The sequence below is a fragment of the Planktothrix sp. FACHB-1365 genome (genome assembly GCF_014697575.1).
Taxonomy (GTDB): domain Bacteria; phylum Cyanobacteriota; class Cyanobacteriia; order Cyanobacteriales; family Microcoleaceae; genus Planktothrix.
In genome coordinates, this window is the sequence record NZ_JACJSC010000049.1 from 1 (window position 1) to 26,086 (window position 26,086).

29 protein-coding genes are annotated in these 26,086 nt (G+C 39.6%); 9 read left to right on the plus strand and 20 right to left on the minus strand.

The window, feature by feature from the left end; translation table 11 throughout:
• Positions 1 to 112: 112 nt before the first annotated feature.
• Positions 113 to 541: a PspA/IM30 family protein gene (locus H6G57_RS27600; protein WP_190524872.1), complete on the minus strand. Its 429-nt coding sequence runs from the start codon at positions 539 to 541 to the stop codon at positions 113 to 115.
• A 75-nt stretch (positions 542 to 616) separates the two neighbouring features.
• Positions 617 to 2,590, minus strand: a complete 1,974-nt coding sequence (gene bchD / locus H6G57_RS27605; protein WP_190524874.1) for a magnesium chelatase ATPase subunit D — start codon at positions 2,588 to 2,590, stop codon at positions 617 to 619.
• 76 nt (positions 2,591 to 2,666) lie between these two features.
• On the opposite strand from bchD, the gene H6G57_RS27610 reads away from it, so the two are divergent.
• Positions 2,667 to 3,215, plus strand: coding sequence for a pentapeptide repeat-containing protein (locus H6G57_RS27610; RefSeq protein WP_190524876.1), 549 nt, complete (start codon positions 2,667 to 2,669; stop codon positions 3,213 to 3,215).
• Here H6G57_RS27610 and H6G57_RS27615 read toward each other — a convergent pair whose 3' ends face one another.
• Positions 3,216 to 3,434 (minus strand): hypothetical protein, encoded by a 219-nt coding sequence (locus H6G57_RS27615; RefSeq protein WP_190524878.1) that lies wholly within the window; start codon positions 3,432 to 3,434, stop codon positions 3,216 to 3,218. It lies immediately after the preceding gene.
• Positions 3,435 to 3,676: 242 nt separating this feature from the next.
• Between H6G57_RS27615 and H6G57_RS27620 the strand changes: the two genes are divergently transcribed.
• Positions 3,677 to 4,192 (plus strand): DinB family protein, encoded by a 516-nt coding sequence (locus H6G57_RS27620; RefSeq protein WP_190524880.1) that lies wholly within the window; start codon positions 3,677 to 3,679, stop codon positions 4,190 to 4,192.
• A gap of 34 nt (positions 4,193 to 4,226) precedes the next feature.
• Here the strand turns inward: H6G57_RS27620 and H6G57_RS27625 are convergent, their stop codons facing one another.
• Both H6G57_RS27625 and H6G57_RS27630 read right to left on the minus strand, forming a co-directional pair.
• Entirely contained in the window at positions 4,227 to 4,472 is a 246-nt protein-coding gene (locus H6G57_RS27625; protein WP_190524882.1) for a hypothetical protein, read from the minus strand.
• Between the two features lie 68 nt (positions 4,473 to 4,540).
• Positions 4,541 to 5,101, minus strand: coding sequence for a GNAT family N-acetyltransferase (locus H6G57_RS27630; RefSeq protein WP_190524884.1), 561 nt, complete (start codon positions 5,099 to 5,101; stop codon positions 4,541 to 4,543).
• Positions 5,102 to 5,383: 282 nt separating this feature from the next.
• Here H6G57_RS27630 and H6G57_RS27635 point away from each other — a divergent pair, with 282 nt between their 5' ends.
• The 3 genes from H6G57_RS27635 (at position 5,384) to H6G57_RS27655 (ending at position 10,339) form a co-directional block, all read left to right on the plus strand.
• Positions 5,384 to 6,241, plus strand: a complete 858-nt coding sequence (locus H6G57_RS27635) for a DUF4384 domain-containing protein (RefSeq protein WP_190524886.1) — start codon at positions 5,384 to 5,386, stop codon at positions 6,239 to 6,241.
• On the plus strand, positions 6,222 to 9,239 hold the full coding sequence (locus tag H6G57_RS29280) for a tetratricopeptide repeat protein (protein WP_242049113.1): 3,018 nt from the start codon (positions 6,222 to 6,224) through the stop codon (positions 9,237 to 9,239). Before H6G57_RS27635 ends, H6G57_RS29280 begins: the two co-directional genes overlap by 20 nt.
• A gap of 266 nt (positions 9,240 to 9,505) precedes the next feature.
• A complete protein-coding gene (locus tag H6G57_RS27655; RefSeq protein WP_190524888.1) occupies positions 9,506 to 10,339 on the plus strand; it encodes a metallophosphoesterase in 834 nt (277 codons plus the stop codon).
• Positions 10,340 to 10,469: 130 nt separating this feature from the next.
• Here H6G57_RS27655 and ffh read toward each other — a convergent pair whose 3' ends face one another.
• From ffh to H6G57_RS27695, 9 genes are all read right to left on the minus strand, one after another.
• Entirely contained in the window at positions 10,470 to 11,903 is a 1,434-nt protein-coding gene (gene ffh / locus H6G57_RS27660) for a signal recognition particle protein (protein ID WP_190524910.1), read from the minus strand.
• Between the two features lie 129 nt (positions 11,904 to 12,032).
• Positions 12,033 to 12,824: a pentapeptide repeat-containing protein gene (locus H6G57_RS27665; RefSeq protein ID WP_190524890.1), complete on the minus strand. Its 792-nt coding sequence runs from the start codon at positions 12,822 to 12,824 to the stop codon at positions 12,033 to 12,035.
• 92 nt (positions 12,825 to 12,916) lie between these two features.
• Positions 12,917 to 14,098 carry a pentapeptide repeat-containing protein gene (locus H6G57_RS27670; protein ID WP_242049114.1) on the minus strand — a complete coding sequence of 394 codons (1,182 nt, stop codon included), beginning with the start codon at positions 14,096 to 14,098 and terminating at the stop codon, positions 12,917 to 12,919.
• A gap of 111 nt (positions 14,099 to 14,209) precedes the next feature.
• The gene (locus tag H6G57_RS27675; protein WP_190524892.1) at positions 14,210 to 15,058 is read right to left on the minus strand and encodes a fatty acid desaturase; all 849 of its coding nucleotides are present in this window, start codon (positions 15,056 to 15,058) and stop codon (positions 14,210 to 14,212) included.
• Positions 15,059 to 15,254: 196 nt separating this feature from the next.
• Entirely contained in the window at positions 15,255 to 17,291 is a 2,037-nt protein-coding gene (gene bchE / locus H6G57_RS27680; RefSeq protein WP_190524894.1) for a magnesium-protoporphyrin IX monomethyl ester anaerobic oxidative cyclase, read from the minus strand.
• A gap of 190 nt (positions 17,292 to 17,481) precedes the next feature.
• Entirely contained in the window at positions 17,482 to 18,081 is a 600-nt protein-coding gene (locus H6G57_RS27685; protein ID WP_190524895.1) for a Uma2 family endonuclease, read from the minus strand.
• Between the two features lie 11 nt (positions 18,082 to 18,092).
• On the minus strand, positions 18,093 to 18,227 hold the full coding sequence (locus H6G57_RS29525) for a hypothetical protein (protein ID WP_255528413.1): 135 nt from the start codon (positions 18,225 to 18,227) through the stop codon (positions 18,093 to 18,095).
• A 123-nt stretch (positions 18,228 to 18,350) separates the two neighbouring features.
• Entirely contained in the window at positions 18,351 to 18,815 is a 465-nt protein-coding gene (locus H6G57_RS27690; protein WP_190524896.1) for a DUF29 domain-containing protein, read from the minus strand.
• 167 nt (positions 18,816 to 18,982) lie between these two features.
• A complete protein-coding gene (locus H6G57_RS27695) occupies positions 18,983 to 19,564 on the minus strand; it encodes a Uma2 family endonuclease (RefSeq protein ID WP_190524897.1) in 582 nt (193 codons plus the stop codon).
• Positions 19,565 to 19,748: 184 nt separating this feature from the next.
• On the opposite strand from H6G57_RS27695, the gene H6G57_RS27700 reads away from it, so the two are divergent.
• Both H6G57_RS27700 and H6G57_RS27705 read left to right on the plus strand, forming a co-directional pair.
• Positions 19,749 to 21,194 carry a polysaccharide deacetylase family protein gene (locus H6G57_RS27700; protein WP_190524898.1) on the plus strand — a complete coding sequence of 482 codons (1,446 nt, stop codon included), beginning with the start codon at positions 19,749 to 19,751 and terminating at the stop codon, positions 21,192 to 21,194.
• Between the two features lie 34 nt (positions 21,195 to 21,228).
• Positions 21,229 to 21,834: a hypothetical protein gene (locus H6G57_RS27705; RefSeq protein WP_190524899.1), complete on the plus strand. Its 606-nt coding sequence runs from the start codon at positions 21,229 to 21,231 to the stop codon at positions 21,832 to 21,834.
• A gap of 262 nt (positions 21,835 to 22,096) precedes the next feature.
• On the opposite strand, the gene H6G57_RS27710 is transcribed toward H6G57_RS27705, so the two are convergent.
• The 6 genes from H6G57_RS27710 to H6G57_RS27735 form a co-directional block, all read right to left on the minus strand.
• Positions 22,097 to 22,789, minus strand: a complete 693-nt coding sequence (locus H6G57_RS27710; protein ID WP_190524900.1) for an aldehyde oxygenase (deformylating) — start codon at positions 22,787 to 22,789, stop codon at positions 22,097 to 22,099.
• A gap of 53 nt (positions 22,790 to 22,842) precedes the next feature.
• Entirely contained in the window at positions 22,843 to 23,844 is a 1,002-nt protein-coding gene (locus H6G57_RS27715) for an NAD(P)/FAD-dependent oxidoreductase (protein ID WP_190524901.1), read from the minus strand.
• 20 nt (positions 23,845 to 23,864) lie between these two features.
• Positions 23,865 to 24,311, minus strand: coding sequence for a DUF2214 family protein (locus H6G57_RS27720; RefSeq protein ID WP_190524902.1), 447 nt, complete (start codon positions 24,309 to 24,311; stop codon positions 23,865 to 23,867).
• 138 nt (positions 24,312 to 24,449) lie between these two features.
• A complete protein-coding gene (locus H6G57_RS27725; protein WP_190524903.1) occupies positions 24,450 to 24,830 on the minus strand; it encodes a rhodanese-like domain-containing protein in 381 nt (126 codons plus the stop codon).
• Positions 24,831 to 24,874: 44 nt separating this feature from the next.
• A complete protein-coding gene (locus H6G57_RS27730) occupies positions 24,875 to 25,309 on the minus strand; it encodes a NifB/NifX family molybdenum-iron cluster-binding protein (RefSeq protein WP_190524905.1) in 435 nt (144 codons plus the stop codon).
• A 94-nt stretch (positions 25,310 to 25,403) separates the two neighbouring features.
• Positions 25,404 to 25,610 (minus strand): DUF2892 domain-containing protein, encoded by a 207-nt coding sequence (locus H6G57_RS27735; protein WP_190524906.1) that lies wholly within the window; start codon positions 25,608 to 25,610, stop codon positions 25,404 to 25,406.
• A gap of 177 nt (positions 25,611 to 25,787) precedes the next feature.
• Between H6G57_RS27735 and H6G57_RS27740 the strand changes: the two genes are divergently transcribed.
• Both H6G57_RS27740 and H6G57_RS29830 read left to right on the plus strand, forming a co-directional pair.
• Entirely contained in the window at positions 25,788 to 25,937 is a 150-nt protein-coding gene (locus H6G57_RS27740) for a hypothetical protein (RefSeq protein ID WP_199314469.1), read from the plus strand.
• Between the two features lie 30 nt (positions 25,938 to 25,967).
• The coding region (locus tag H6G57_RS29830) for a MerR family DNA-binding transcriptional regulator (protein WP_375539509.1) at positions 25,968 to 26,086 on the plus strand (119 nt) is incomplete at its 3' end.

A 26,086-nucleotide genomic window follows, 5' to 3' on the forward strand; every position in this document is an offset into this window, starting at 1 on the left:
TTGTTCTTGGCAACTGAACACCGTAATATTCGGGAGGTTGAGCAAGCGTTCTAATTGAAAGTCCATATTCAGTCGGAGTGTAAAACGTAGCTTACGCTACATTTTACACTATTTATTCAGGAGAGCCATAATTAATTTGTGATTTTACTTCTGCAATTTTATTTTCTAATTGCTTCACAGTACGCTTAAATACTTCTAATTCTTGTGTTTTCTCTTCCAGAATTTTTTTAGATTTTTCTGCAATTTTACGTTCTGGAACCTTTTTTTCTAACTCTTTCCTGGCTAAATCCTCATTTCCTTCCTTTAATGCTAATTCTGCACGGCTATGCAATTTATTAGCTTTAGAATTAGCTTCCTCATATTCTAGTTCAGTTCGTTTTATAACAGCAGTGGTGTGCTCGACCGCTTGACGCATTTTCACTAAATCTTCTTGCATTTCAGCAAGGGTTGAATTTAAAAATTTCTCAGGATCTTTTGCTTGTGCTGTTAAATCATTAAGGTTAGCTTTAACTAATCTATTAACGCGATCAAATAAGCTCATAATAAAAGTTCCTTTATCTTATGGAAATGCAGAGCCTTAAACAAGCATTCCCCGCGAGACACGGGGAACAAACCTTTAAGAACCGATCGCATCTCTTAAGGCATTTTGGGTCATGGCTGCGATCGCTTGATCCGTCGCTTTAGGAAGGTGATAATATTTCCCTCCAGCCGTTTTTGCTAACTCCTTGGCGAACCCGGTAGAAATGAATTTACTTTCGGTATCTATCACTAACAATTGAATTCCTAACCCGCGAATTTTTCCCGCAATTTCTAATAGTTCTTTCTTAATATCCGGTTTTTCTCCTTCAATTTGCGGTTCTCCCAAAGACCGAGATAAGGGAATATTCCCCCGTCCGTCGGTAATGGCCACAATCACCACTTGACCAATATCCCCCGACTGTTTCGCATTCACCCCGACTCTCACCGCCTGGGTTAACCCATGCGCTAAAGGCGACCCACCCCCACAGGGTAAGCGTTCTAGCCGTTTTCGTGCCGCAGCAATGGAACGAGTGGGGGGTAACAACACCTCCGCCTGTTCCCCTCGGAAGGGAATTAATGACACCTGATCCCGACTTTGGTAGGCTTCCGTTAACAGTTGTAACACGGCTCCCTTTGCCGATTGCATCCGGTTAAGCGCCATTGAACCCGACGCATCCACCACAAACACCACTAACGCCCCAGACTTGCGGGCTAACCGTTTGGCGCGAATATCCCCTTGTTCGACAATGACTTTTCGCCCCGGTTCCCGCAGACGTCGGGCTTGTTGATAGGGAGCCGCCGCCCGTAACGTCGCATCAACGGCAATTCTTTGGACTTTCCCTTTGGGTAAAACCGGCTTAATGTATCGCCCCCTGTCATCGGAAAAAATCACGCTGCGGCTGCCCGATTTCCCTTGACGGTTCGCCATTTGGGTAAAATACAAGACGCTATCATCGAGGATCACCCCTTCCGGGTCGAAAATAAACTCTTCGGGGATAGTCGCCTCCTCTTCTTCCGGGGGGTCGGGTTGATCTTCGTCGTCTTCCTCTTCCTCCTCTTGGTCTTCGGGAGATTGATCTTGAGGCGGTGGAGGTGGCGGGGGTTGCTGTTGTTGTTGTTCGGGAGGTGGCACAATTTTAGCACGGGGAACAATCACAAGTTCGACGGCTCGGCGTAAATCGTCAGCACTTACCGTTGTCCGTCCTTCTAAAGCAGCCGAAGCTTTAGCTACCCGCACCGCAAACAATTCTGCTCGATGACCTTGGACTCCTCCCCGCACCGCTTCTTGAACTAAATATAAGATTTGGTCAGGGGTAATTACTACATCTTTTAACCATTCACGAGCTAAAATAATTTGGGTTTTCAGATCATCTAATTCTTGGTTATATTGAGTTAGGAAATCCTGGGGCGATCGCGCATAATCCATCACTTGATCCACCGCTTGCACTCGTTCATCTAAACTCAGCACTCCATCGGCGGATAAAGCGATCGCAATTCTATCTAATAAATGATCTCGCAGAGGCCCTTCTTCTGGGTTAAATGTAGCGATAAATAATGGTTTACAAGGATGTTCAAAACTAATCCCTTCCCGTTCAATTAAATTCCGTCCTTCTGTTAAAACTGTTAATAATAAATTGGCAATATTATCATCTAACAAATTAATTTCATCCACATATAAAACCCCTCGGTTTGCTGTGGCTAAAAGTCCGGGTTGAAACACCGTTTGTCCTTGTTTTACCGACTGTTCTAAATCCACCGAACCCACTAATCGATCTTCGGTAATTCCTAACGGAATTTGCACAAACGTGGCGGGGATAATTTCAGTGGGTTGGTTCTCGTCAACGGGTGCAACGTTGGCAATAGAGCCTTTAACAATTTCTATCGGCGGTAATAAAGCGTGTAACGCCCGCGCCATAACGGATTTAGCCGTTCCCCGTCTGCCAGCAATGACCACGCCACCCAAACCGGGGTCAACCGCCGCCAGTAACAACGCGAGTTTAATGGCATCTTGTCCGATGACCGCAGTTAAGGGAAAGGAGGTGATCGTAGGGGCGCTAACGGGCGCAGACATAACTTTAGCAATGATAGAACAATCGTTTAGAATAGCAAAAAAGCGTACTTTTGTTAATCGTTTTTCCTAAAAAGTTATGAAACTTCAGAATTTTGGATTATTTCAACGGGAGCAAAACTGGCTCAACCCTGTGCTTAGAAATCCCCAATTGTTGCTAATTGTTGTTATGGGTTTAATGGGTTTAGGAGTGAGTCTTCCGGTTTTAGCAGAACGAAAAAGTGATGTGGAACGATTAATTAGTACCAATGAATGTCAACAATGTGATTTGAGTTCAGCAAATTTAGCAGAAGCGAAGTTAGAAGGGGCTGATTTATTAGGAGCTAATTTACAAAAAGCCAACTTGAGAGGAGCAAATTTAAAAGGGGCGGATTTAAGTTCAGCAAATTTAATTGAAGCGGACTTATCGGGGGCTGATTTAAGGGATACAAAATTCCAGAGCACAACCTTAAGAAAGGCCAATTTAAAGGGTGCTGATTTATCGTGGTCTGATCTTTATCAAGCGTTTTTAGAAGAAGCTCAATTTAATAATGCGAATTTATTAAATGCTAACCTCAATAATGCTAAATTACAAGGAGCTAATTTTTGCGGGGCGACGATGCCCGATGGACAAAAAGGGGGATGTTAATTATTGTAAACTAGAAAGATCATCAACAATTTTGATTCTTCCGCGAGAAACTGCTCTGAGCAATCGATCAATGCAGCGCCTCTCTTCCTCTGAAAGAGATTCATCTAAAATGGCTGCCATTAATCCATAACGATCAGCGAGGGTTAAGTGACCTGTCGTGTTCGCCTGGGCGAATAAATCGCTGAGAGCAGATTGTAAAAGTTGAACTTTCGGAACCATGGGAATTTAAGCTAAACTCAACACCCTAATCTTTACCGATTTTTTACAAATCAGGCGTGATTTTACAAAAGCTTTAAAGTGATTTCTTCGAGTAGAATTTGTGACTGAGATAACTAGAATGTAGTGATAGCAGGGTAAGGAAAAGGTGATCTTGTGGTCTAGGAAATGTGATGGTGATCACGGTATAATCACAGTTGTAAACAATATTTTTTTCTTCCTTTAACGTTAAAATTCTGGATTGTATGGTTCATCCTTTAATTAGTCATTTTCAACGTTTAGCTTGTTATAATACCTTAGCGAATCAACGTTTATATTCAGCTTGTGCAGAATTAACCGATGCAGAACGTCAACAAATTCGACCTGCTTTTTTTAAGAGTATTCATAATACATTAAATCATATTTTGGTGGGCGATCGCATCTGGATGACTCGATTTTCAGGCGGTGAAATCACCTCGACGGGGTTGGATGCTATTCTGTATCAAGATTTTGATCACTTATGGCAAGCTCGTCAACAAGAAGACGCTAAAATTGAGGCATTTTTTCAACAATTTGATGAAACTCGCTTTGATCAAACCATTCGTTATCGCAACAATGCTGGAAATATTCATGATGATCCCATCGATATCTTAATCATGCACTTTTTTAATCATCAAACCCACCATCGCGGACAAATCCACGATATGTTAACTCAAACCATTGTTCAACCTCCGAGTTTAGATTTGCACCGCATTCTTAGACCAGATCCAAAAAACAAGTAGGGTGCGTAAGCGCAGCGCACGCACCACTAAACTTTTAACGATCTTCAACATATTGAAGCTTTAATTCTGAGTCTGATTTTGATGAAGAATAACGCATTTCTACAATGGCATTAACAGTCCAAACCATTAATACTAAGCTTAGAACTAACCAGAATAGATTACCCCAATCTTGATTATAGCGATAATCTCGTTGAGGGCAAGGATAGGAATAGGGGCAAGTTCTATTTTGAGAACAGGGGGAAACGCCACAGGGATAATTATTGTTAAAATTGCAAGGCATAATTTTATTCTCCTCTAAATCAATGATTAAAAAAGGGGGATAGGTTGAAATATCCCCCAATGGTTCACTTAAGACGCTTGACGAATAGCTAACATTTGAAAATAGCGTTCTTGGGTTAAGCTATATTGGCAATAGTCCCGATTATCAATCAACAAATTATCGTTGTTGCAGCGAAAACCAACTTTTTCTAAAATTCGCCGTGAAGGGTGGTTTTGGACTCGTGCATAAGCTGATAATTGGGGTTGGTTTAAGATTTCAAAGGCAATATTAATGGCGGCGTTTGCAAATTTTGTCCCTAAGCCACGACCTTGATAGGGAGTGTCAACGGCATAACCCAGTTGGGCGAAAGGAGAGCGATCGCTATTATAGATTTTCACAAAACCTAACAACCATTCCCCCTGTTTATCGGTAACAAAATAGTTACCATAGCCATATTTTTGCCACTGTTTCTGCCACTGCTGCAACTCGTTTTGTGCCTGTTCAGGAGACAGTGCACCTGCTAAAACCCATCTCATGATTTTGGGATTTTCCAACAGTTTAGCAGCAGCATTCCAAAACCGTTGATCACAGCACGTTACCAGGTTAAAGGAATCTAGGGTTAGTTTTTCAGGGGCTTTTTTCAGAAGCATTCTTTTGTCCTCAAGTGGTCTATGCCCCTAATTTATTCGGTTTAAACTGACCTGTAAATTGCAGGAAATAGAATTAAGTAGAAAGCTAGAATTAATATAATTAACTAGCATCAAATAGAACGAACTAGAATCAAATAGAATGATCAGTTAAACCTATTGATTAATTTTGAAATCTGATCTATTTTAAAGATAATGACAAGCGAATTGTCATCCTGAATGTAGTGAGATTCTTCGCTTCGCTCAGAATGACAACCAGAAAATAGTGAGCAATGGAGGGAATTTATGCTTTCTACCCAATATCAAGACAATGAAAAACAATTCCTTGAAGAAATAACCCAAGAATGGGGGTTTAAGGATAGATGTAAATTAGTATTTATTGAACGATTTCTCCGTAGCAATGATGATTTAGAAAATAATGCTTTGGCTGATGTTTTGAAAGAAAATTTAAGCTTAGACAAGTCAATAGAGTCTCAGGAAGAGTATGTTAAACGGATTTTTACAGATTATTTAAGTAAAAAAATATTCCCCAAAATGAAACTTGAGGGCTGTGATTTTAATGGAGCGCATAAAGATAAATGTCCAATTGCTAAACAGTGGTTGGAAGAAATCGTTTATCCTCAATGGTTAAAACAAACCCTTTGGAATCAATTAAAAACAAAAATAACCGCTAAGAATAAAATGGGGGCGGTTAGAGCGGGGAATGTGGGAAATTTGGGAATGCGACATAAAACCCCTAGCCCTTATCTCAATGAGGTTTCCAAGGGTAGCGATATTTTGTTTAAAGTTGATTTAGATCAACCCGGACATTTGATATTATTAGAGCGGGAACCATCGGGGGGAATGTGTTGTATCTGTCCCTCAGAATATGCTCCAGAATTTCAGGTGAAAGGTGGAGAGATTACTTTACCTCAATATCCCCCGTCTCCTTATCCGGCTTTTACCGCAACGGAGGAGGGACAAGAACAAATTTTAGCGGTTATTACTCCCGATAAACCGTCTTTAAATTGGTTAGCAGAAAGTCAAAAGGAAGCCTTAGAACTGGATCATGAACATCTCTTTGAATTGTTAACCTATTTAGAGAAATGTTCAACCCGAACCTTTACACCAGCAAGCCTTAGCCATGAGGCAACGACTGTTTAAAGGCGACCACCCTGACCTTGCAGGAAGCCTGAATAATTTAGCAGGACTCTACAAGTCCCAAGGCAAGCTGAGTCAAGCCGAACCTTTACACCAGCAAGCCTTAGCCATGTGGCAACGACTGTTTAAAGGCGACCACCCTAATATTGCTATAAGCCTGAATAATTTAGCAGAACTCTACTATTCCCAAGGCAAGCTAAGTCAAGCCGAACCTTTATACCAGCAAGCCTTAGCCATGTGGCAACGACTGTTTAAAGGCGACCACCCTAATATTGCTATAAGCCTGAATAATTTAGCAGAACTCTACTATTCCCAAGGCAAGCTAAGTCAAGCCGAACCTTTACACCAGCAAGCCTTAGCCATGTTCCAACAACTGTTTGAAGGCGACCACCCTCATATTGCATTAAGCCTGAATAATTTAGCACTGCTCTACCAGTCCCAAGGCAAGCTAAGTCAAGCCGAACCTTTATACCAGCAAGCCTTAGCCATGTTCCAACAACTGTTTGAAGGCGACCACCCTCATATTGCATTAAGCCTGAATAATTTAGCACTGCTCTACCAGTCCCAAGGCAAGCTAAGTCAAGCCGAACCTTTATACCAGCAAGCCTTAGCCATGACGCAACGACTGTTTGAAGGCGAACACCCTCAGATTGTATTAAACCTGAATAATTTAGCACTCTTATTGATTAAAAGCGATCGCCCAACGGAAGCGTTAGAATTAATGCAGCAAGCAATGACAATGGATGATCGCCTTTTGCGCGCTAATTTTGCTTATAGTTCAGAACGCGATCGCCTTACCTATATCGACAATATTAGACATAATTTTGATGCCTTCCTTTCCTTAATTTCAACTTATTTTCCCGACTCTCCCGAAGTTGTAAAAATCGCCTTAGACGTTGTTCTTCAACGTAAATGTATTACCGCTACTGCCTTAGCTGCGTTTAATTTTGCCATTTATAGTGAACGCTATTCCCACCTGCAACCGGAATTTCAACGGTTACGATCCTTGCGAGAACAGTTAACCCATCTCATGTTTGATCCGCCTTTCATCCAACCCCAAGAACCCCAAGAACAGTATCGCCTCCGTCGTCGTGAACATCAACAATTAGTCACAGAATTACAACAGGAGTGTGAACAAATCGAAAAACAACTCGCTTCCCAAGTGCCGGAAATTCAACTGCAAGACCAAGAAACCGATAGACGGGCGGTGGCGTTGGCATTACCCGAAGGTTCTGCATTAGTGGAGTTTGTACGGTTTCGTGTTTATAATTTTAAAGCAGATCAATGGCAACCTGCTCAATATTTGGCTTTTGTTTTACCTGCTCAACAACCCGATGCAGTGCAGATGATTTTATTAGGAGATGCGGAACCCATTGAACGGTTAATTAAGGTATTTCGAGAAACGATATCTGAACTGAGATTCAAAGATTTAGGGGTACGCCATAAAGGACAACCTGCTCAACAAATATCTTATCAAGAAGCGGGGATAAAATTACGAGAGGCGATTTATAACCCTATTTTAGAACAGGTGAATTTAGCCGAATATTCCCATTTAATTATTGCCCCCGATGCTGAATTAAGTCTAGTTCCCTTTGGAATTTTACCGTTAGATAATAGTGGAAAACAGCTATTAATGGATCGCTATCAAATTAGTTATTTGAGTGCAGGGCGAGATATTCTGCGGGGAACAGTTCAAACAGAACGTCCTGCGTCTCCTCCTTTTATTGTGGCTGATCCTGACTTTAATTTATCTAGTAGTGAGGGCTTCAGCCCTCAAAAAAGCCCTGAAGGGCTTACTACTAATTTTAATTTATCTAGTAGTGAGGGCTTCAGCCCTCAGAAAAGCCCTGAAGGGCTTACTACTAATTTTAATTTATCTAGTAGTGAGGGCTTCAGCCCTCAGAAAAGCCCTGAAGGGCTTACTACGAATGATGTGATTAAACGTTTGGGTGGGGACTATTTTGATCCAGTTCCCGAAACGGGAGTATTAGCGGAAACCGTAGCGGAAAAATTAGGCGTTAAACCTTATTTGCAACAACAAGCTTTAGAACCCTTGTTCGGTCGTTTGAATTGTCCTAATATTTTGTTAATTGCCACTCACGGTTATTTTAATTCTGGGGATAATCCTTATTTTAAGTTAATTCTATTATTATTGCAATCTCCCAATGGTAAGGAAGAGGAGATTTTACAGAATCAGCCTAATTTATTAAATCAAACTTTAATCAATTGCATGGAAACTGTTATTGATATTTTTGAAAAACAGGGCGATATCAATACAGCAACTTTGTTACAGAAGTTTATTCCTATTGTTCAAAAAATTATCGATAATTCCGAAACGAAAAATTCATCTATTCCCCCTTTATTAAGTGGAGTTAGAGGGGAGCAAATTCAAGGTTTAAGGAATCGCGATCGCTTTTCTTCTACTTCTATTGATAACTCCCTAATGCGTTCCGGTTTAGCCTTAGCAGGCGCTAATACTTGGAAATTAGGAGGAGATTTACCCCCCGAAGCGGGAAAAGGATTTTTATTCGCCCAAGATGTGGCAGTTTTGGATTTATGGCAAAATGAATTAACGATATTAATTGCTTGTGAAAGTGGGTTAGGAGATGTTAAAATTGGTGAGGGAGTATTTGGATTACGTCGGGCTTTTGCTGTTGCAGGTTGTAAAACATTAGTGATGAGTTTATGGTCTGTTCCAACAAAAGCCAGTATTTTATTAATGAATCAATTCTTAGATTTATTAAAATCCGGTTATGGTCGGTATGAAGCGTTAACAACGGCTCAAAATTATATTCGTTCTGTTACAATTAAAGAATTACAACAATTTCCTTTAGGTCAAGAGATTTTAGAAGAACTCGAAATAAAATTGAATTGGAACCCTAATTATATCAATAATAATCCTAATACTCAAGTTTTAAATCATCCTTATTTTTGGGCAGCTTGGGTTTGTCAAGGAGAAACAAATCCGTTTCCTGCCGGAATAACCCTCCCTCTAAATTGATGATAAAAAAATCATGACATTCTGATAGTGGGAGCCTCCTCGCTCCCTAGAATATTAACTATAATAGAAGTTATTAAATATTGATTTTGCCCAACTTTTATATAAAATCTTTAAATATTTACTACGCATCCGTCCCCTGTAGAGACGTTGCATGCAACGTCTCTACAGGGGGTTTATTGAATTATTTGTAGTATCAATTTCAGGATTTCATATTAGCTAATTTTGGGGGTGCGCTACACTGAAGTTGAACATTTAAGGTTAACTCAATGTATCCACTGTTAACAGGAAAGTTAAAGGTAGAACGATTAACCGTTACTATTGCTAATCTACCGCCTCAAGTAAAGGGGATTAGAATTGTACAGATGTCGGATTTTCATTATGATGGGTTGCGATTATCTAAACAATTGTTAAAAGAAGCGATCGCTGTTACCAATGTAGCAAAACCTGATTTAATTGTATTAACGGGGGATTATGTCACCCATGATCCTAAACCGATTACTCAACTGACAACTTACCTTAAACAATTATCCAGTAAATCAGGAATTTATGCGGTTTTAGGCAACCATGATCATTATTATCATCATTCTAAAACAATCGTTACTGAGGCTTTAAATCAAATTGGAATTCAGGTACTTTGTAATCAAGTGGTTTATCCTTTTGGTTCAGAACTTGCCTTAGTTGGGTTAGGAGATTTAAAATCAAAACAATTCCAACCTCAACCGATAATGAATACCTTAGATGAAACCATCCCTAGAATTATTTTAAGTCATAACCCTGATACTGCCGAAATTTTAAAACAATGGCGAGTTGATTTACAACTATCGGGTCATACTCACGGCGGTCAAATTGTATTACCTAAAATCGGGGTACTTCCTTCTTTTTTACCTCCCATTCGTCGCCGTATTCCTAAACCTTTCCGGCGGTGGATTCCTTTTATTTCTAATTGTAAATCAGTTTATAAACATTGGAATTGGGCATCAGGATTACATCAAGTTGGTAGGAATTATCTGTATGTAAATCGCGGTTTAGGAACCTATTTACCCGGACGTTGGAATTGTCCGCCAGAAGTCACTGTGATTACATTAAAGTCTCAACCTTAATGAATTGGATTTTATAAAAATGAACCCTAAATACTGGCTATTTTAATAGATTATTTAATCCCATAATAATAATCGGAGGCAGAGCCTCCGGTTGGCATTCCAAGGTAGAACCTTGGAACGAGGGGAAAGGTTAAAGTTGTCCGAAACCTTTTTTCTTTTTCTCTTTCTTTTTCTTAGCTTTAGGGGCCCCTGGATAACCGCCTCTCATCCCTCCCATACCACCCATACCGGGCATTCCCATACCGGGCATCCCCATACCGGGCATCATTCCTTGACTCATTTGTTGCATCATCACCCGCATTTTTTGGAAGTCACTGACTAACTTCATTACATCTTTTTCTAGCACTCCTGAACCTTTCGCAATGCGTTTGCGACGGGAGGGAGAACTGGCTAATAAATCGGGGTTTTTGCGTTCATCAACGGTCATAGAATTAATCATCGCTTCTGAGCGTTTGAGTTGCGCTTCTCCCTGGTCTAATTGGTCTTGGGAAATCTTATTCATCCCCGGAATTAACTTAATTAATCCCCCCAAAGACCCCATATTTTTCATCATTCGAGTTTGACGCAGGAAGTCGGTAAAATCAAATTTTGCCGTAACAATTTTTTCCTGCATTTTCTCGGCATCTGCCAAGTCGAATTCCTCTTGGGCTTTTTCAACTAAGGTTAAAATATCACCCATGCCTAAAATTCGAGAAGCAACTCGTTCAGGATAAAACGGTTGTAAAGCTTCGACTTTTTCCCCCACCCCAACAAATTTAATCGGAGCCCCCGATACCCGACGAATTGATAGCGCCGCCCCGCCACGACTATCCCCATCCATCTTGGTTAAAATAGCTCCGGTTATCCCCACTTGCTCGTTAAAAGTGCGGGTTAAATTAGCGGCTTCTTGACCCGTCATGGCATCCACCACTAACAGGGTTTCATGGGGTTCAATGGTTTCTTTAATTTGCGCTAATTCCGCCATCATATCTTGGTCGATTTGCAGACGTCCGGCGGTGTCAATAATCACCGTATCAATATCTTGATTTCGGGCATATTCTACCCCTTGACGGGCAATTTCTACCGGGTCTGTATCGGTTCCCATTTCAAAGACAGGAACGTTAATTTGTTTTCCTAATGTGATTAATTGATTAATTGCAGCAGGTCGATAAATGTCCGTTGCGACTAATAAAGCGGTGCGATTTTCTTTTCTTAAATGCAGAGCTAATTTAGCCGTTGCGGTGGTTTTTCCCGTCCCTTGTAACCCCGCCATTAAAATAATTGTTGGAGCCGTGTCCGCTTGAGCAAGGGGAACGTTACTTTCCCCCATCACATTGACTAATTCATCATGGACAATCTTAACGAACTGTTCCCCCGGTCGCACACCAGACACGACCTGCGCCCCCTGGGCTTTTTCCCCAACTTCGGCGACAAATTCTTTGACGACTTGCAGGTTAACATCCGCTTCCAGAAGAGCGCGACGGACTTCTTTTAAGGCATCTTGAATATTAGACTCACTAATTTTATCCTGACCTCGGAGTTTCTTCCAGGCAGATTCAAAGCGTTCACTTAGGGCATCAAACATAGCAATTTCTTTATCGAGTAGATTGTCATCACTCTCTATAATAATATTCAAAGAGCTTTTCTTGTTCGATAATCCCTGTGTAGGGGCGAGATTACCTCGCCCTTACAATTGTAGCGGAGAAAAATTGAGTTAATCTCGTTTTATATTTTCTATCTTTTCATCAAAAATTGCTCCCCTTTTGATTAAATCTTCTTTCACAACTTGAGGAATTCCAGCATCATGCCAGAGTCGAGCTTCTTTAACATTTGCTCCGGTAAAATCTACCCCGGCTAAATTGGTTAAAGCTAATCCCGCTCGATATAAATCGGCATTTTTTAAACAAGCTCCCCTTAAATCAGCATCGCTTAAATTGCAGTTACTTAAATTGGCTTCTTCTAAATTCGCATGGGTTAAATTTGCCCAGCTTAAATTGGCTAATGCTAAACTCACCCGATGCAAATCTGCTCCTGTTAAATTCGCATCACTTAATAATGCTCCACTTAAATCAGCCCCCCCTAAATTGGCATTGCTTAAATCGGCAAATGTTAAATCAATATCGGTTAAATCTGCTCCTCGTAAATAAGCCTTTGCCAGCTTTGCACCACTTAAATTTAATCCTCTGAAATTAACGCCTAATAGTCTCCCTTCCGCAAAATCTTTGAAGGGATTTAAACCGGCTAATTCCGCTAACTCTAAAAAATTATCGGTTGGCGCGGATATAACCAATTGAACAGTTGTTTGCAAAACCGAAAAATGACAACCATGAGTCGCTGCTTTTTGGGTTAATAATTGCAAATCTTCATGGCTATTATAGTGGAGTGCCATTTCGTGAATATCGGCGGGTAGGGGTTGTTCCTGTAACCACAGGACAAGTTTGCGTTCTAATACCGCCAAGCGATTTGGGCTAAGATTATGGGGCCAAAGTCCTTCTACACCAGTCATAGGAATTTTGATTGTTAGGTTTATTGATATAAGTCAATGGTTATAATTGAAAATCACAGGGTAAACCCGGATATTCATGGATTTCCACCAACCTAATCTTCATTTTCCTCAAAAATTGCCCCTCGTTTGACTAACTCGGATTTAATTCGGCTGGAAATTCCCAAAGCATGGGTAAAATTAACGTTTTCTACGTTTGCGTCTTTCATCTCGGCGCGGCTAAAATTGGCCCCGGTTAAGTTGGCCCCGGTTAAGTTGACCCCGGTTAACTCCGCATATTGAAAATTGGCGTCGGTGAGATTGGCATAACTTAAATTAGCATGGGGTAAATAGGCACTCATGAAGTCGGCTTTGGTTAAATTAGCATAACTTAAATTCGTCCTTGGCATTTTGGTGCGTAAATCAGCTTCAATTAAATTAGAATTACTTAAATCGGTATCCCGTAAATTAGAATTGGTCAAAATAGCATGGTTTAAATTAGCGGCTTTTAAATTAGCTCCACTCAAATCTGCTAACGTTAAATTGGCATAACTCAGGTTGGTTTGTTCTAGGTTTGCTTCTCGTAAATCCGCATAATTAAAATCAAGATCACTTAAATCCATTCCCGCAAAATCAATTAAGGGGTCTAATCCAATGATTTCGGCTTGCTGTAAAATATTCCCAGGATTTTCAGTTAAAAACGGTCGTAAAATAGCTTGATGTTGTTGACAATAAACTTGAACTTTCTCCCATTGTTCTAACTGTTCATAGATTAATTTTAAATGATTAAAAGCACTGCCTTGACTGGGATAATTTTGATGAGCTTGGGCGAGGGTTAATTGATGTTGATAAGCATCAATAGCCTGTTCCCATTGTTCTTGAGCTAGATAAATTTTTCCTAAGACTGAAAAAGTCTGTTCTTCTGTGTGGGGGTCTAACAATTGACGGGCTAGTTCTAACCGTTGATTTTGATAGTTGAGAGCGTTGGTATAGTCTTTTAAATTATAATAAATATTAGTGAGATTAACTAAAGCATTCAGTTCGCCTTTGGGGTCATCAATTTCACGGGAGATAGCTAAATGTTGTTGATAGCAATTAATCGCAAGTTCGGGGCTTAATAAAGCTTCATGAACAACGCCTAAATTACCCCAGGCTGCCCCTTCCCGTTTACGCTCCTGTAGATTTCGATAAGATTGGAGTGCTTGTTGCCAACAGGACAAAGCCGCTTGATATTGACCTGTTTGATAGTAGGAAATTCCCTGTTTAAATAATTCGTTGGCTTGCTCTAACATTGGCATAGGGGACTGAATAGATTCTCTAATCCAGATTAAGCCAAATGTGCCCCCTTGAAACGATTTGTAGGGGCGAGGTTTTCTCGCCCCCTACTCCCAAAGGAGATCACGGTTAATTTAGGTTTCCGTCGCCCGTTGAGTTGGAGGTAAAATCACTTTTTGGGCTAAACCAACGGTTTTTAATACCCAAATTGACCACCAAGTCATATCAATTTCCCACCATTTCCAGCCCGCTTTCGCCACATTAGGATAGGCGTGATGGTTATTATGCCATCCTTCTCCATAGGTGAAAATTGCCGCCCACCAAAGATTCCGAGAATTATCCTCAGTGTCAAAGGTGCGGTATCCCCACATATGGGTCACGGAGTTAATAAACCAGGTACTATGCCATAACAACACAGCCCGTAAAAATACACCATACACCAACCATGACCAGCCACCAATGCTATACAGTAGCACAGCAATGGGAATTTGCAGTAACAGATGATAACGATCTAACCAACAATAAAACGGATCTCGTGTTAAATCAGGGGCAAATCGTTTGTAATGGTCAGCATCAAAAAAGGTTTGACGAGGGTAGAAAATCCATAACATATGACTCCACCAAAATCCTCGGCGGGCGGAGTAAGGATCTTTATCTTCATCTTCGGTATAAGCATGATGCAAACGGTGTCCGGCGACCCAAAAAATCGGGCCTCCTTGTAATGCACAAACCCCAATTAAAGTAATTACATATTCTAACCATTGGGGAACTTTAAAACTGCGATGGCTTAATAAACGATGGTAGCCTAAACAAATACCAATACTGCCAAAAAACCAGTGTAGAAATATTGTGATTCCTAAAGCTGACCAAGAAAAACACCAAGGCGCGAATAATGCTAAAGCATGGATAGCAGTGAAAAACGCAACTGTTAAACCGTTTAACTTCGGTTCATTTTCCGGTGAAGTTGCGACTTGAGATGTCATGAAAATTTCCTCAACCAAATAAATGTTTTATCAATCGATGGGGTTAATCTCGGTGGATTTTAAGATAACAGAAATTTCTGAAACTCTTTCCCTCCCTAACAAAATTTTTAGATTTAATATCCCCCTTTATGCTGTTCCTGAATGGCAGGATTTTGATCAGTAAGCTAGTTCCCTTTGTTTGAGTTTAATGCAAAATTTATCCTGGGGTTATGGGAGTTAACATCAAAGGGGTAATAGCTGGGTCTTGATAACTCCCTTGATGATAAAGTGTTTGCACCGCATTGGCGAGTTTTTGAATGGGTGCATCTTTCAAACAAAAGCCATTTGCCCCTGCTTCTAACGCCTCTGATAGAATTGATTCTTGGTCAGGCGTTACCAAAACTAAAATTTTGGAGGGAATTACATAGGAATTTCCTTGAACTTTTCGCGCCATGCGAATAAACTTGACCAAATTCATATCCGGTAGAGTGCTATCAACCACCGCAACATCAACATCAATCGATTCGAGTAAAACCAAGCCTGTTTCAGCATTTGTGGCTTCACTAGCGACTTCTATTCCGGGTTGCGATCGCAAATTTTTCCGTAGGTTCAGACGGGTTTCCTCTTCATCTTCAATCACAGCTACTTGAATTATATCATGTTTTTGTTGAATTTTCGTATAGCTGTCACATTCAGATAAATCATTGGGAGCACCACAGGCTGAAATTGTGCCGATAGAGTCTATATCTGCGGGAGTATGCTGTTTAAATTGTGCCATCTGTTCAGCACTTAAAATCTTAGATTCATCAAAGCCAAATTCAACCTCAGTATGCAATCCTTTTTGTTTAACTCGGCTTAAATTATAGAAGCGTTTATTAAACGTTGTTTTTACAAATGCCCAAAGACAACCGAGTAAATAACGGCGTTTAAACGGATCTTTTTCAAACCAATATTCCAGAAACTTCCAAGAGTAAAACCGGGCATAATTTTGCAGCACACCTTTGAGAACTTCTTCCCGCGTCATATTATCGGGTTTGATAATAGGAGTGACGAAATTATAATGAGAATAATCCCGAATTTCCACTTTATCTGCTAAATCTTGGAACAGTTCAGAAAACGGCCAAGGAGTATACATATTCCAATTGGTCATATCCGCTTTCCAATCTCGCGCCATGCGATAGGATTCTAAAATGGTTTCTGGGGTTTCATTGGGTAATCCCATAATAAACTGAACTTCCGCCAAAATCCCATTTTCTCGCAACAATTGAACGGCTCTTTTATTATCCGCAATTGTCGTTTCTTTACGGAACAAATTCAGGTTTAATTGAGCCGCAGCTTCCGTTCCTAATGACACATGAACTAATCCCGCTTTGCGATATAACGGGAGTTCTTGTTCATCTCTGAAAATATCCGTAACCCGCGTATTAATTCCCCAATGTACCCCTAAATTGCGATCAATTAATTCATTGCATAATGCCACAAATCGAGATTTATTAATTGTGGGTTCTTCATCGGCTAAAATGAAAAATCCAATCTTATGATCTTTGACTAAGGTTTCAATTTCATCCACAAAATGTTTCGGCGACCGAGAGCGATATTTGCGCCAGAATTTCCATTGACAACAAAACCGACACCGGAAGGGACAACCTCTGGAATAATTGGGAACCGCAACTCTCGTATTGAGAGGAGTATAAATATATTTATCCCAATCTAATAAACTCCAATCTGGGGTTAAAGTGTTTAAATCTTTAATTGGAGGATGGGCCGGAGTAGCGACTACTCTCCCTTCATCTAAAAAGGCAATTCCTAAGATAGTTTGACGGTCTATTTTATCAGTTCCGTTGGCGATCGCTCTTAATAAATTAACCGTTATTTCTTCCCCTTCTCCCCGAATAATATAATCCACCCAAGGCGCTTCACTCAACACTTCCCGATACATATAAGTGGGGTGAACACCGCCCATAATTGCCTTCGCATTCGGGCAAATTTGTTTAACTAATTTCAGGGTACTTTGAGACTTATAAATCATCGGAGTAATGGCCGTTGCTAAGACCACATCCGGTTGACGATCTTGCAAAATTTTCGCTAATTCGTCATCTTCAATAAAGTTACTCATCGCATCGACAAATTCGATGTCGGTAAACCCTGCGGTTTTCAACGCACCCCCCACATAAGGAGCCCAACTCGCAGGCCAATTTCCGGCAATTTCAGCCCCGCCAGAGTGATAATTCGGCTGAATCAACATGATCCGCATTTGCTTTCCTCCTGAAACCCTCAGTTTCTCTTCAGATTTGCGAACTCATGGAGATTATATAACCATATAGGAATCAAACGAGCAACGTTATCATAATTTAACACTTCGTAGTGAGTCCTTCAGGACTCAAAGCCCTGAAGGGCTTACTACTTTTGTAAGGTGTTCATGGCTTAAAGCCCTGAAGGGCTTACTACTTTTCAATTTCCGAAAAATCTACTTGTTCATAAAGTTCGCTTAAAGTAAATTGGAATTCAACACAACTCAGAGAGATCACATCCTGCTCTGAGTCATATTCGGTAAATCTCCATTGTTTTTCCCCGATTTTTGAATAGTGTTCCAAATAATAAGCATTTTGGTCAATTAAAATATATTCTTGAAATGTGGGAATAGAGCGATAAAAGCGAAATTTATCAGTTTTATCGTAACCTTCGGTTGATTTTGATAAAACCTCGACGATAATGGTGGGGTTAGTGACAGTGGTGGTATTTTTTCCTTGGTAAATAGGCTTTCCCTGGATTACCATCACATCAGGATAAACATAGCGTCGGGTGGCGGGTATCCAGAGGCGAACGTCCCCAATAAATAGCCGATATTTTTGTTCTTTGATAGTTAAAGGGAATTTTTTGTAAAAGTTTCCTGCAATTTGGTTGTGGTTAGTGGTGCCACTCGTCATCGGTATAATTTCTCCATCGTGATATTCGCTTTTATAGTCTGCGGTTTCCTCAAGGGTGAGGTATTCTTCCGGGGTATAAGTGCGTTTTTGGGTTGTGTTAGTTTCGAGTAGTTGCATAATATATTCCTCTATTTTGATAAGCCCCATATCGCTGCCAAGTTATCTACTGCAATTTGTTCAATCTCTTTTGATTCAAGCTTAACTTGCACATTGTCTTCATTATCAGAAAAAACTATTGTACTACCAAGGGCAGAACCTAGCATCCCTCCTATTTAAAAGAGAGTTTTGTGATTTCAACCCAATTTAACAAAAGCTTGATAGGGTTATCTGTATCTTATATAACAAAGAATTACTATAAGAGGGTTCTTCTACTGATCATTTTTAGGTCAATTCTTATCAGAGGGTAAAAAATCAGGGTTAAGAACTTCTTCTAAAGTAAAGGGAGACTCTGGGGGAAATTCATTAATTGATAAACCTGTTTCATCGGAGGCTAATTTTCGTGCATTTTGATAAGATTCATTAAAAATCTCTTCAAAAAAACGATATAAACTCGGACTGGTTTTGAAAGTATCTCCGAGGCGTATCCGATGTTCTGTAATGGTGTAACGCCAACTATTTGTTCGTTTCTCTGGCTGATATTTATACTTGAGTAAGTGCATGAGAAGTATTCTCAGATTACTTTTTAAAGCATTTTTTTCGCTTCTCCCCATACTTTCCAGTTCCTCTAGGATATTTTCTAAATCTATATCTGCAAAATTCCCCTCTTTTAATAAACTTATATTGGTTTGTAGCCACTCATAAAAATCCTGTTCATAAAGGGACTTTATTGTCATTAATTGAATCGTTGTCATTGAGTTTGACTCCCTTTCTATTCTGTACATCAGTCTAACAGATTCCACAATTTATCGCTATATCAGGTCAAGAAACCGGGTTTCTGTCCTGTATGAAAATGGCTATACTTAGAGTTGATTGAGAAACCCGGTTTCTAACTGACTCCATACTTGAAATGAATTTAATGTTATTGAACAGTATTATCTTCAAACATGACATCCTCATATAAAGTCTCAATAGGAGTACGGAAATCAATACTTGTTAGATGAATTTCACTCCCTGGATGGTAAAATTGCAAAACCCAAAAACCCTCACTATTTCGACGAAAACAGTCTACACGCTGACGTTTTTGGTTAATTAAAATATATTCTTGCAACGTTTCTAATTGTTGATAGTCAGCAAACTTGTCACCTCGATCAAAGGCTTCTGTTTTTGGGGATAAAACTTCAACAATTAAACAAGGATATTTTTTATAATTTGTTAATTCTCGATCTGTGATATCACAAGTCACTAAAATATCAGGATAATAATAAATATTAGCTGTATCGATTTGGGCTTTCATATCGGACATATAGACACGACAACCCCGCCCTCGAACATGATTTCTTAAGGCTGAAGCTAAGTTTAAGCAAATGGTAACATGGGCATCACTTGCTCCTGCCATTGCATAAACTTGTCCGTCAATATATTCGTGTTTGATAGGGCTGGTTTCTTCCCTTGCTAGATAATCTTCTGGAGAAATATAAGTTTCGTGTTGATTAGCAATCATCGTTTTGAAAATCAAGTTATTTTTAAATTAATTCTAACAGTTCGTAGTGAGTCCTAAAGGACTCAAAGCCCTGAAGGGCTTACTACTTTGTAGTGAGTCCTTCAGGACTCAAAGCCCTGAAGGGCTTACTACAAATAAGGTAAAATTTGGTAGTTTCTTGCAGAAGTGGCTCAGGGTGTTAAAAATGTCAAAAGGGTTTTATCAATGCTTTATTTATATTAGTTCATCCTTAATATTGTGGGGTTGCGGGAGTTCCGTTAATGTAGAAGTCTCCCCAACACCGAAACCACCCGAACTTATCCAAGAAAAACCCGTGAATGGTTTAGGAGGTTACTTTTATTCTAACGGTGAAAATGCTTTCGGCCCGTTTACCCAGCGCATGGTACAAAAATGTCAAGGCTTGAATGGGGGGAGTGTTTGTAATACCCAACAATGGCCAGAAGCCTTGTTCCTCAAAGCCTATGGACAAGAACGTTGTCCCGATGGGAGTCGCTTCAATCAAATTCTGGGCTACTGCGTTGAGGGAAATGAAGCGTTAGGGCCTTTTCCTAAAGAGCTTATCCCAACCTGTGACAACGCTAACGATAGCAGCACTTGTGTGTCAACTCGCCAGAATGCCCGGTTACTGTATAAAATGATGCAGGATAAAAAACTGATTACCCCGGTCGGTCGTCCGCCTCAGTTTGTTCTACTGGCTTTTGATGGTTCCCGTTCCCTGGATGCGTGGAAAAAATCTCGCAATTTCACTCAAAGTATGTCGAAAAAAAACATTAAGGCTCACTTTACCTATTTTATTAGCGGGGTTTACTTTGTCAATAATGAGAAACGCAATCTCTATACCCCTCCTGGGGGAAAAGGTCGGGGACGGTCTGCCATTGGTTGGGGTGGCACTCCCGCAGAGATTAATCTGCGCCTGGAACAGTTGAATAAAGCCTACCAAGAGGGTCATGAAATTGGCTCCCATGCGGTGGGTCATTTTGATGGGAGTCGCTGGAGTGAGGCGGACTGGACGCGAGAATTTGACTATTTTAATCAATTTATTTTTAATGCTTACAAAATCAATAATTTAAAAGGGTCTTTGGTATTTGATGTCAGTGAAATTCAAGGATTTCGTGCTCCTGAGTTGGGTCAAAGTCCGGGTTTATACAAAACCTTGAAAAAAAGAGGATTTCGTTATGATACCAGTCGAGTCGCCGCCGCGAATTATTGGCCGAAACTGGAAAATGGGGTTTGGAATTTCCCTCTGGCTTCTGTCACAACAGCGATGACTCGCAAAAATGTTTTATCGATGGATTATAACTTTTATTATCTCCATTCTAAGGCAAAACCAAATTCTAGTAATGCCAAACGTTATGAAGAGGATATGTTTCAAACCTATCTAAAATATTTCCAGAGTAACTATTTAGGAAATCGTGCGCCTGTACATATCGGTCATCATTTTTCCGATTGGAATCAGGGTGCTTACTGGAAAGCGCTATTTCGTTTTGCTGAGGCGGTTTGTGGTCAACCGGAAGTCCGATGTGTTACCTATAGTGTGTTAGCAGATTTTATGGATTTACAAACTCCTGAACAAATTGCTATCTATCAAAAGGGGGGTTTTCCCAAACCTAATCAAGAGACAATGAATTAAATTCTGTTCTTTTCATTAAAAACATCAAAATTGTATGAATAATAAACTTCGCAATTTTATCATTTTTGGATTTGCTATTCTGACTGCATTGGCAATTTTTGTTATGTCGCCAACCAAAGCTTATGCTTGTGCTTGTTGTGGATATGCTGGAGAATGGTATCAACGTACTGAAAACCTAGACTCTTCACAAGTTGAAGACCTCAATCAATTAAAGTTTTCTCCCTCGGCTAACCTTTATTTAACAGCAGCAGGGTTGGATATCGTTAAAGGAATTTCATCTAATTCTGAAACTTATCGCTTATTTCATTCTAAAAATAAACGGTCTTGGAATTTCCGTTTGGTGGATGAGACGGGTAAAACGGGTAATCTGTCGTTTACCCTCCCTGAAAAAATGATAGCTTTTGGAACGGATTTTTATGACAAGCCTACTCCCGATTCACGACTGTATAAAGAGTTAAGAATGGAAGGAAAAGTTGCAGGAAATGGGATATTTTCGCCGGGGATAGGTAGCGATAGCCGATTTCGACTAATTTTACAAGGGAGAGGGAATTATTGTTTAAATCCGACGGATTTTAAACACTGGAATTTACAAATTTTGGGTTCTGGTAGTTCTTATTCTTTTTATGGTTCTTTTGAATAGATGAGAAGAAAATGATTAGCTTTGTTTGGTTTTATAGTTATTTAATGGGTGCGTGCGTTTCAAACTTACGCACCCTACGGGGATAGGTTTTATAGTTATTTAATGGGTGCGTGGGTTCCAAACTTACGCACCCTACGGGGATAGGTTTTATAGTTTATTTAATGGGTGCGTGGGTTCCAAACTTACGCACCCTACGAGGATAGTGTTCACGCTTCTAAGCCCTGAAGGGCTTACTACGAAGGGGGAGAAAAATTATTGAGTTTTAAGCGGTTAAAGCTTGGCTGGATAACCGGAGAATTTCGGTGGTTTTGAAGCCCATTTGATGTAAGGCTTCTCCATAATTAACCATGAATTCTTCGACGATTTCAAGTTTGTTCATTCCTAATGCTTTGACATCAGATTCAACTTGATTCAGCATCCGCAAAATAATCGGTAGAATTTGACGATTTGCGATTTCTATTTCGCTTTTGACCTCGGTAAAATGTTGTTTTAACCAAATACTGCCAAAGTTGAGATGACTGTATTCATCTTTAACAACGGATTGAGTAATTTTTCGAGCAAAATTATCCGCAACTGGGATATAGTTATGGTAAGCTGCGATCGCAAAACATTCAATAACTAAAGATTGAATTAATAAACAGGTTGCTATTTTCTGTTGAATTTCCGCCGTTTTAAACAGTTGACGCAAATCGGCAAAAAAGTCTTTTGCCATTTCTAAATCAGGAATAACATCAAGGTTTTTTCCACAAGCTTCAAAACTTTTACGATGACCCCGTTCCATTTTGCCTAACTGAATTAATTCTTGGGAAAATTCGGGCAAAAGTTCAGCCAAACTGATAAAATTATCATAAGCTTCCTGTTCACCTTCAATCACAATTCCGTTAATCCGGCTAAAACTATCACGGTAAGTATCGCTATTGTAATCTAAAATTTTAGTTGCTAAAGATTGAGACATATTTGATAAATCTCCTGATGATGTACTGGGTTTAAGGGATAACTAAATCAGCATTAAATAGCAGGATTAGGCAAATTTTCTAGCCAAGGTCTTGCTCCGGTTGTCCGACGAATTTCTCGCCAAATTGCTGTAGCAGCTAACGCTCCATCTCCTGCTGCTATTATAACTTGATTTAACCCAACTTTTAAATCCCCAATTGCAAAAATTCTAGGGTGAGAAGTTCGACACATTTTATCAGTGAGTAAGTTATTTCCTTGTAGTTCCAGATTAATATCTTTGAGATAGGTATTATGATAGCGAGATCCCATTGAAATTAATCCAGTTTCTAACTCAATTAAGGTTCCATTGGTTAACTCAACTCCGGTCATTTGATGATTTTTTCCGATAAATTGATGAATGGGGGTTTCTATGATTGGATAACCATATTCTTTTAATTTATTTCTTAGAGGTTCACTAATGGTAAATGCTCCATGCGTAAAAATAGTAATATAAGGGGTAAACCAACTTAAATTAAACACCATTTCTTCAATTGCGGCTTCACTCCCAGCAAAGAAACCACATTTTTTATCAATCATTTCATATCCATCACAGACCATACAAACGTGCAGGTTATAACCCGCATATTCGTAAACATTTCGCATATCATCTAAGGGGGGTAAATAATCAATAATTCCACTTGCTGCAATTAAGTATTTTGAACGAAACACCGCTTCAATACTATTTTGACGACCGACTTTGACTTTAACAGCAAAGGTTTCTCCTTCATCGATGACTTCTTCAACAAAACCGTTGAGAAAATCCCCATCTAAACTGGCATAATGTTCTTTTCCCCGTTGTAATAAAACTCGCCCTGGCGTGTCAGGAGGTAAACCTAAATAATTATGTAATTCCTGCATCCAAAATGACCGAGCTTTGCCTTTATCAATAATTAAACTAGAAAGGCGATAACGTTGTAAATAAATTCCTGCCGAAAGTCCTCCAGCACCGCCACCAATCACAATAACATCATAGATTTGGTTTTGTTTTTCCGGTAAATTATTTTTGGAAAGCTGCATAATTTTTCTCCGTTGATTTATTAACTAATTCGAGCCATAATTGCCGCGAATAAAGGTAAAAATGTAAAACAAACTAATTCTCCTTTAATTAACCAGGATAGTCGATTCAGTTTGGAAGATTCTAAGCAAGGAGCTTTACCATTTTGTAAATCTTTAAACCATAAAATAAAGGTAAATGTAGGATACAATGATAATAAACTAACGAGGATAAATATTCCCATTTTTGCGTAAAAGAATGGATTATTTAGGTAATAATCTGTTCCTTTCCCAAAGTATAAAACTCTCAAGATTCCTGTAATCAGAATTATCGTTGCTGCTATTCCATACGCAGCATCAGCAAAAGCCACTCGTTTCGCTTCATCAAGAGTGATTTCTTTTTTTAAGTTGAAAGCCTCTACAGTGAGTGCCGCAAACGCTAACATAAATCCTAAGTAATGAAAATAAGCGGTAATTGAACTAGCCCACATGATTCTATAAACAGTGTGATTGAAAATTTTTGGATTTTTGTTGGCTAATCAGAGCGAATACGCTCTGCAATTAACTCTGTTGGAAAGCAGTTTTGTTAAGAGTTGGTAGGAGATAAAATATCTCCCACCCTTTAATAATTAAGGCTTATCCTTAACTATTTCTAGTTTCCATTGTTGCCATTCTACCATACCACCTGTAATATTGAATACCTCTGTAAATCCTAACTGAATTAGACAATCGCCCGCTATAGGACTGCGGTGAGATGTTAAACAAATAACAGCAATCGGTTGATCAGGGGATAAATCTCGAAACCATTGAGGTAAAATCCAGTTACGAAGTCCATAAATTCTTGCCATCAATAGTCGAGGTAAACTTAGATTGATGGCATTAGGAGCATGACCTGTGACATACTCTAACTGACTGCGAACATCAATCAGTAAAGGCGGATGAGATAACTGAGTGAATTCCAGAGGAGATAGATTAACAAGACTAGGTTTCACAGAAGATATAGAGGCCATAGAAAATGCTTGAATTTTAACTTGAAACCCGGGTTTTGATCTTTTTAATTGCGGCTTTCTAATTCACATTGATGACCGTGTTGATGTTGATGTTCATGTTGATGTTCATGTTGATGTTCATGTTGATGTTCACCTTCATGTTCGTGACATTGGGGTTCTTCCCTAATTAAAGAACCATCAAGATAGGCATTCACAGCTTTATCTAAATCGGTTTCTTTAGTAATAATCGCTTCAATTGTTTTTCCTTCTAACCGTCTTACTAAACCTTTTCCCATGCCTCCAGAAATCAAAACCTGCACATCATCTAAAGGATGGGGTTCGTTGGCAGAACTATTATGAAACGATTGTTCAGGGGATAATTCTAACAAGTTCTTGCCCAGAATTTCACCCTCGTTAATCTCGTAAATCCAAAACTTACGGCAATGTCCGCTATGTTCGGTAATAGATGTTTTATTTTGACTGGTGACAGCAATTTTCATGATCATTCTCCGATTTAGAGTTGAGTTAACTTTTATTTTTTCTGTTGATAAAATTTGGGGGAAGTCTCTATTTTTGACTTCTGTTTGAGAGCCACTAATTTTGAGGCTTGCAAGTGTTAATCCCTAACAAACGATAGATCCCGCAAAAACCCATTAAACCACTGATGATGAGCAACACTGAAGCAACATCTAATCCAATTCCCAAGGCGGTACCTGAGTAGAGACTCAAACCGCTATACAGAAAAATTGCTGCTAATAAGAAGCGAATGATTCGATCTAAGTTTCCGACATTACTTAACATTGAACACTCCTAATCCTAGTAAAAAAAACAGATTGGGTTGCTGAAGTTGAAAAATATCGACTCTATGATTATATATCTAATTAGTCATTAAACGACCTTAAGATTTGTTTAAATCCTCCTGATGAAATCAACAAAGCTCGCCAACTGAGTCCCAATGGCATTATTGGTGTGAATCTGATGGTGGTGGCACGAGATTATGAAACTCTAGTTCGTACAGCAGCCAGCCAAGGGGTTAACTTAATCATTTCCGGTGCCGGTTTGCCTCTCCAGCTACCGGAATATACCGCCGACTATCCAGAGGTTACTCAACAGTGTAAGTTTTGTTGACAAATGCTAATGTATGCTATAGTTTAAGACATGGCATACATACCACTCAGGAAAGCGGTCGAATTTCTGGGTCTACATCCAAATACGTTGAGAAAATATGCCGATGAAGGGAAAATCAAAAGCATCAAAAACCCGGCAGGGCAAAGACT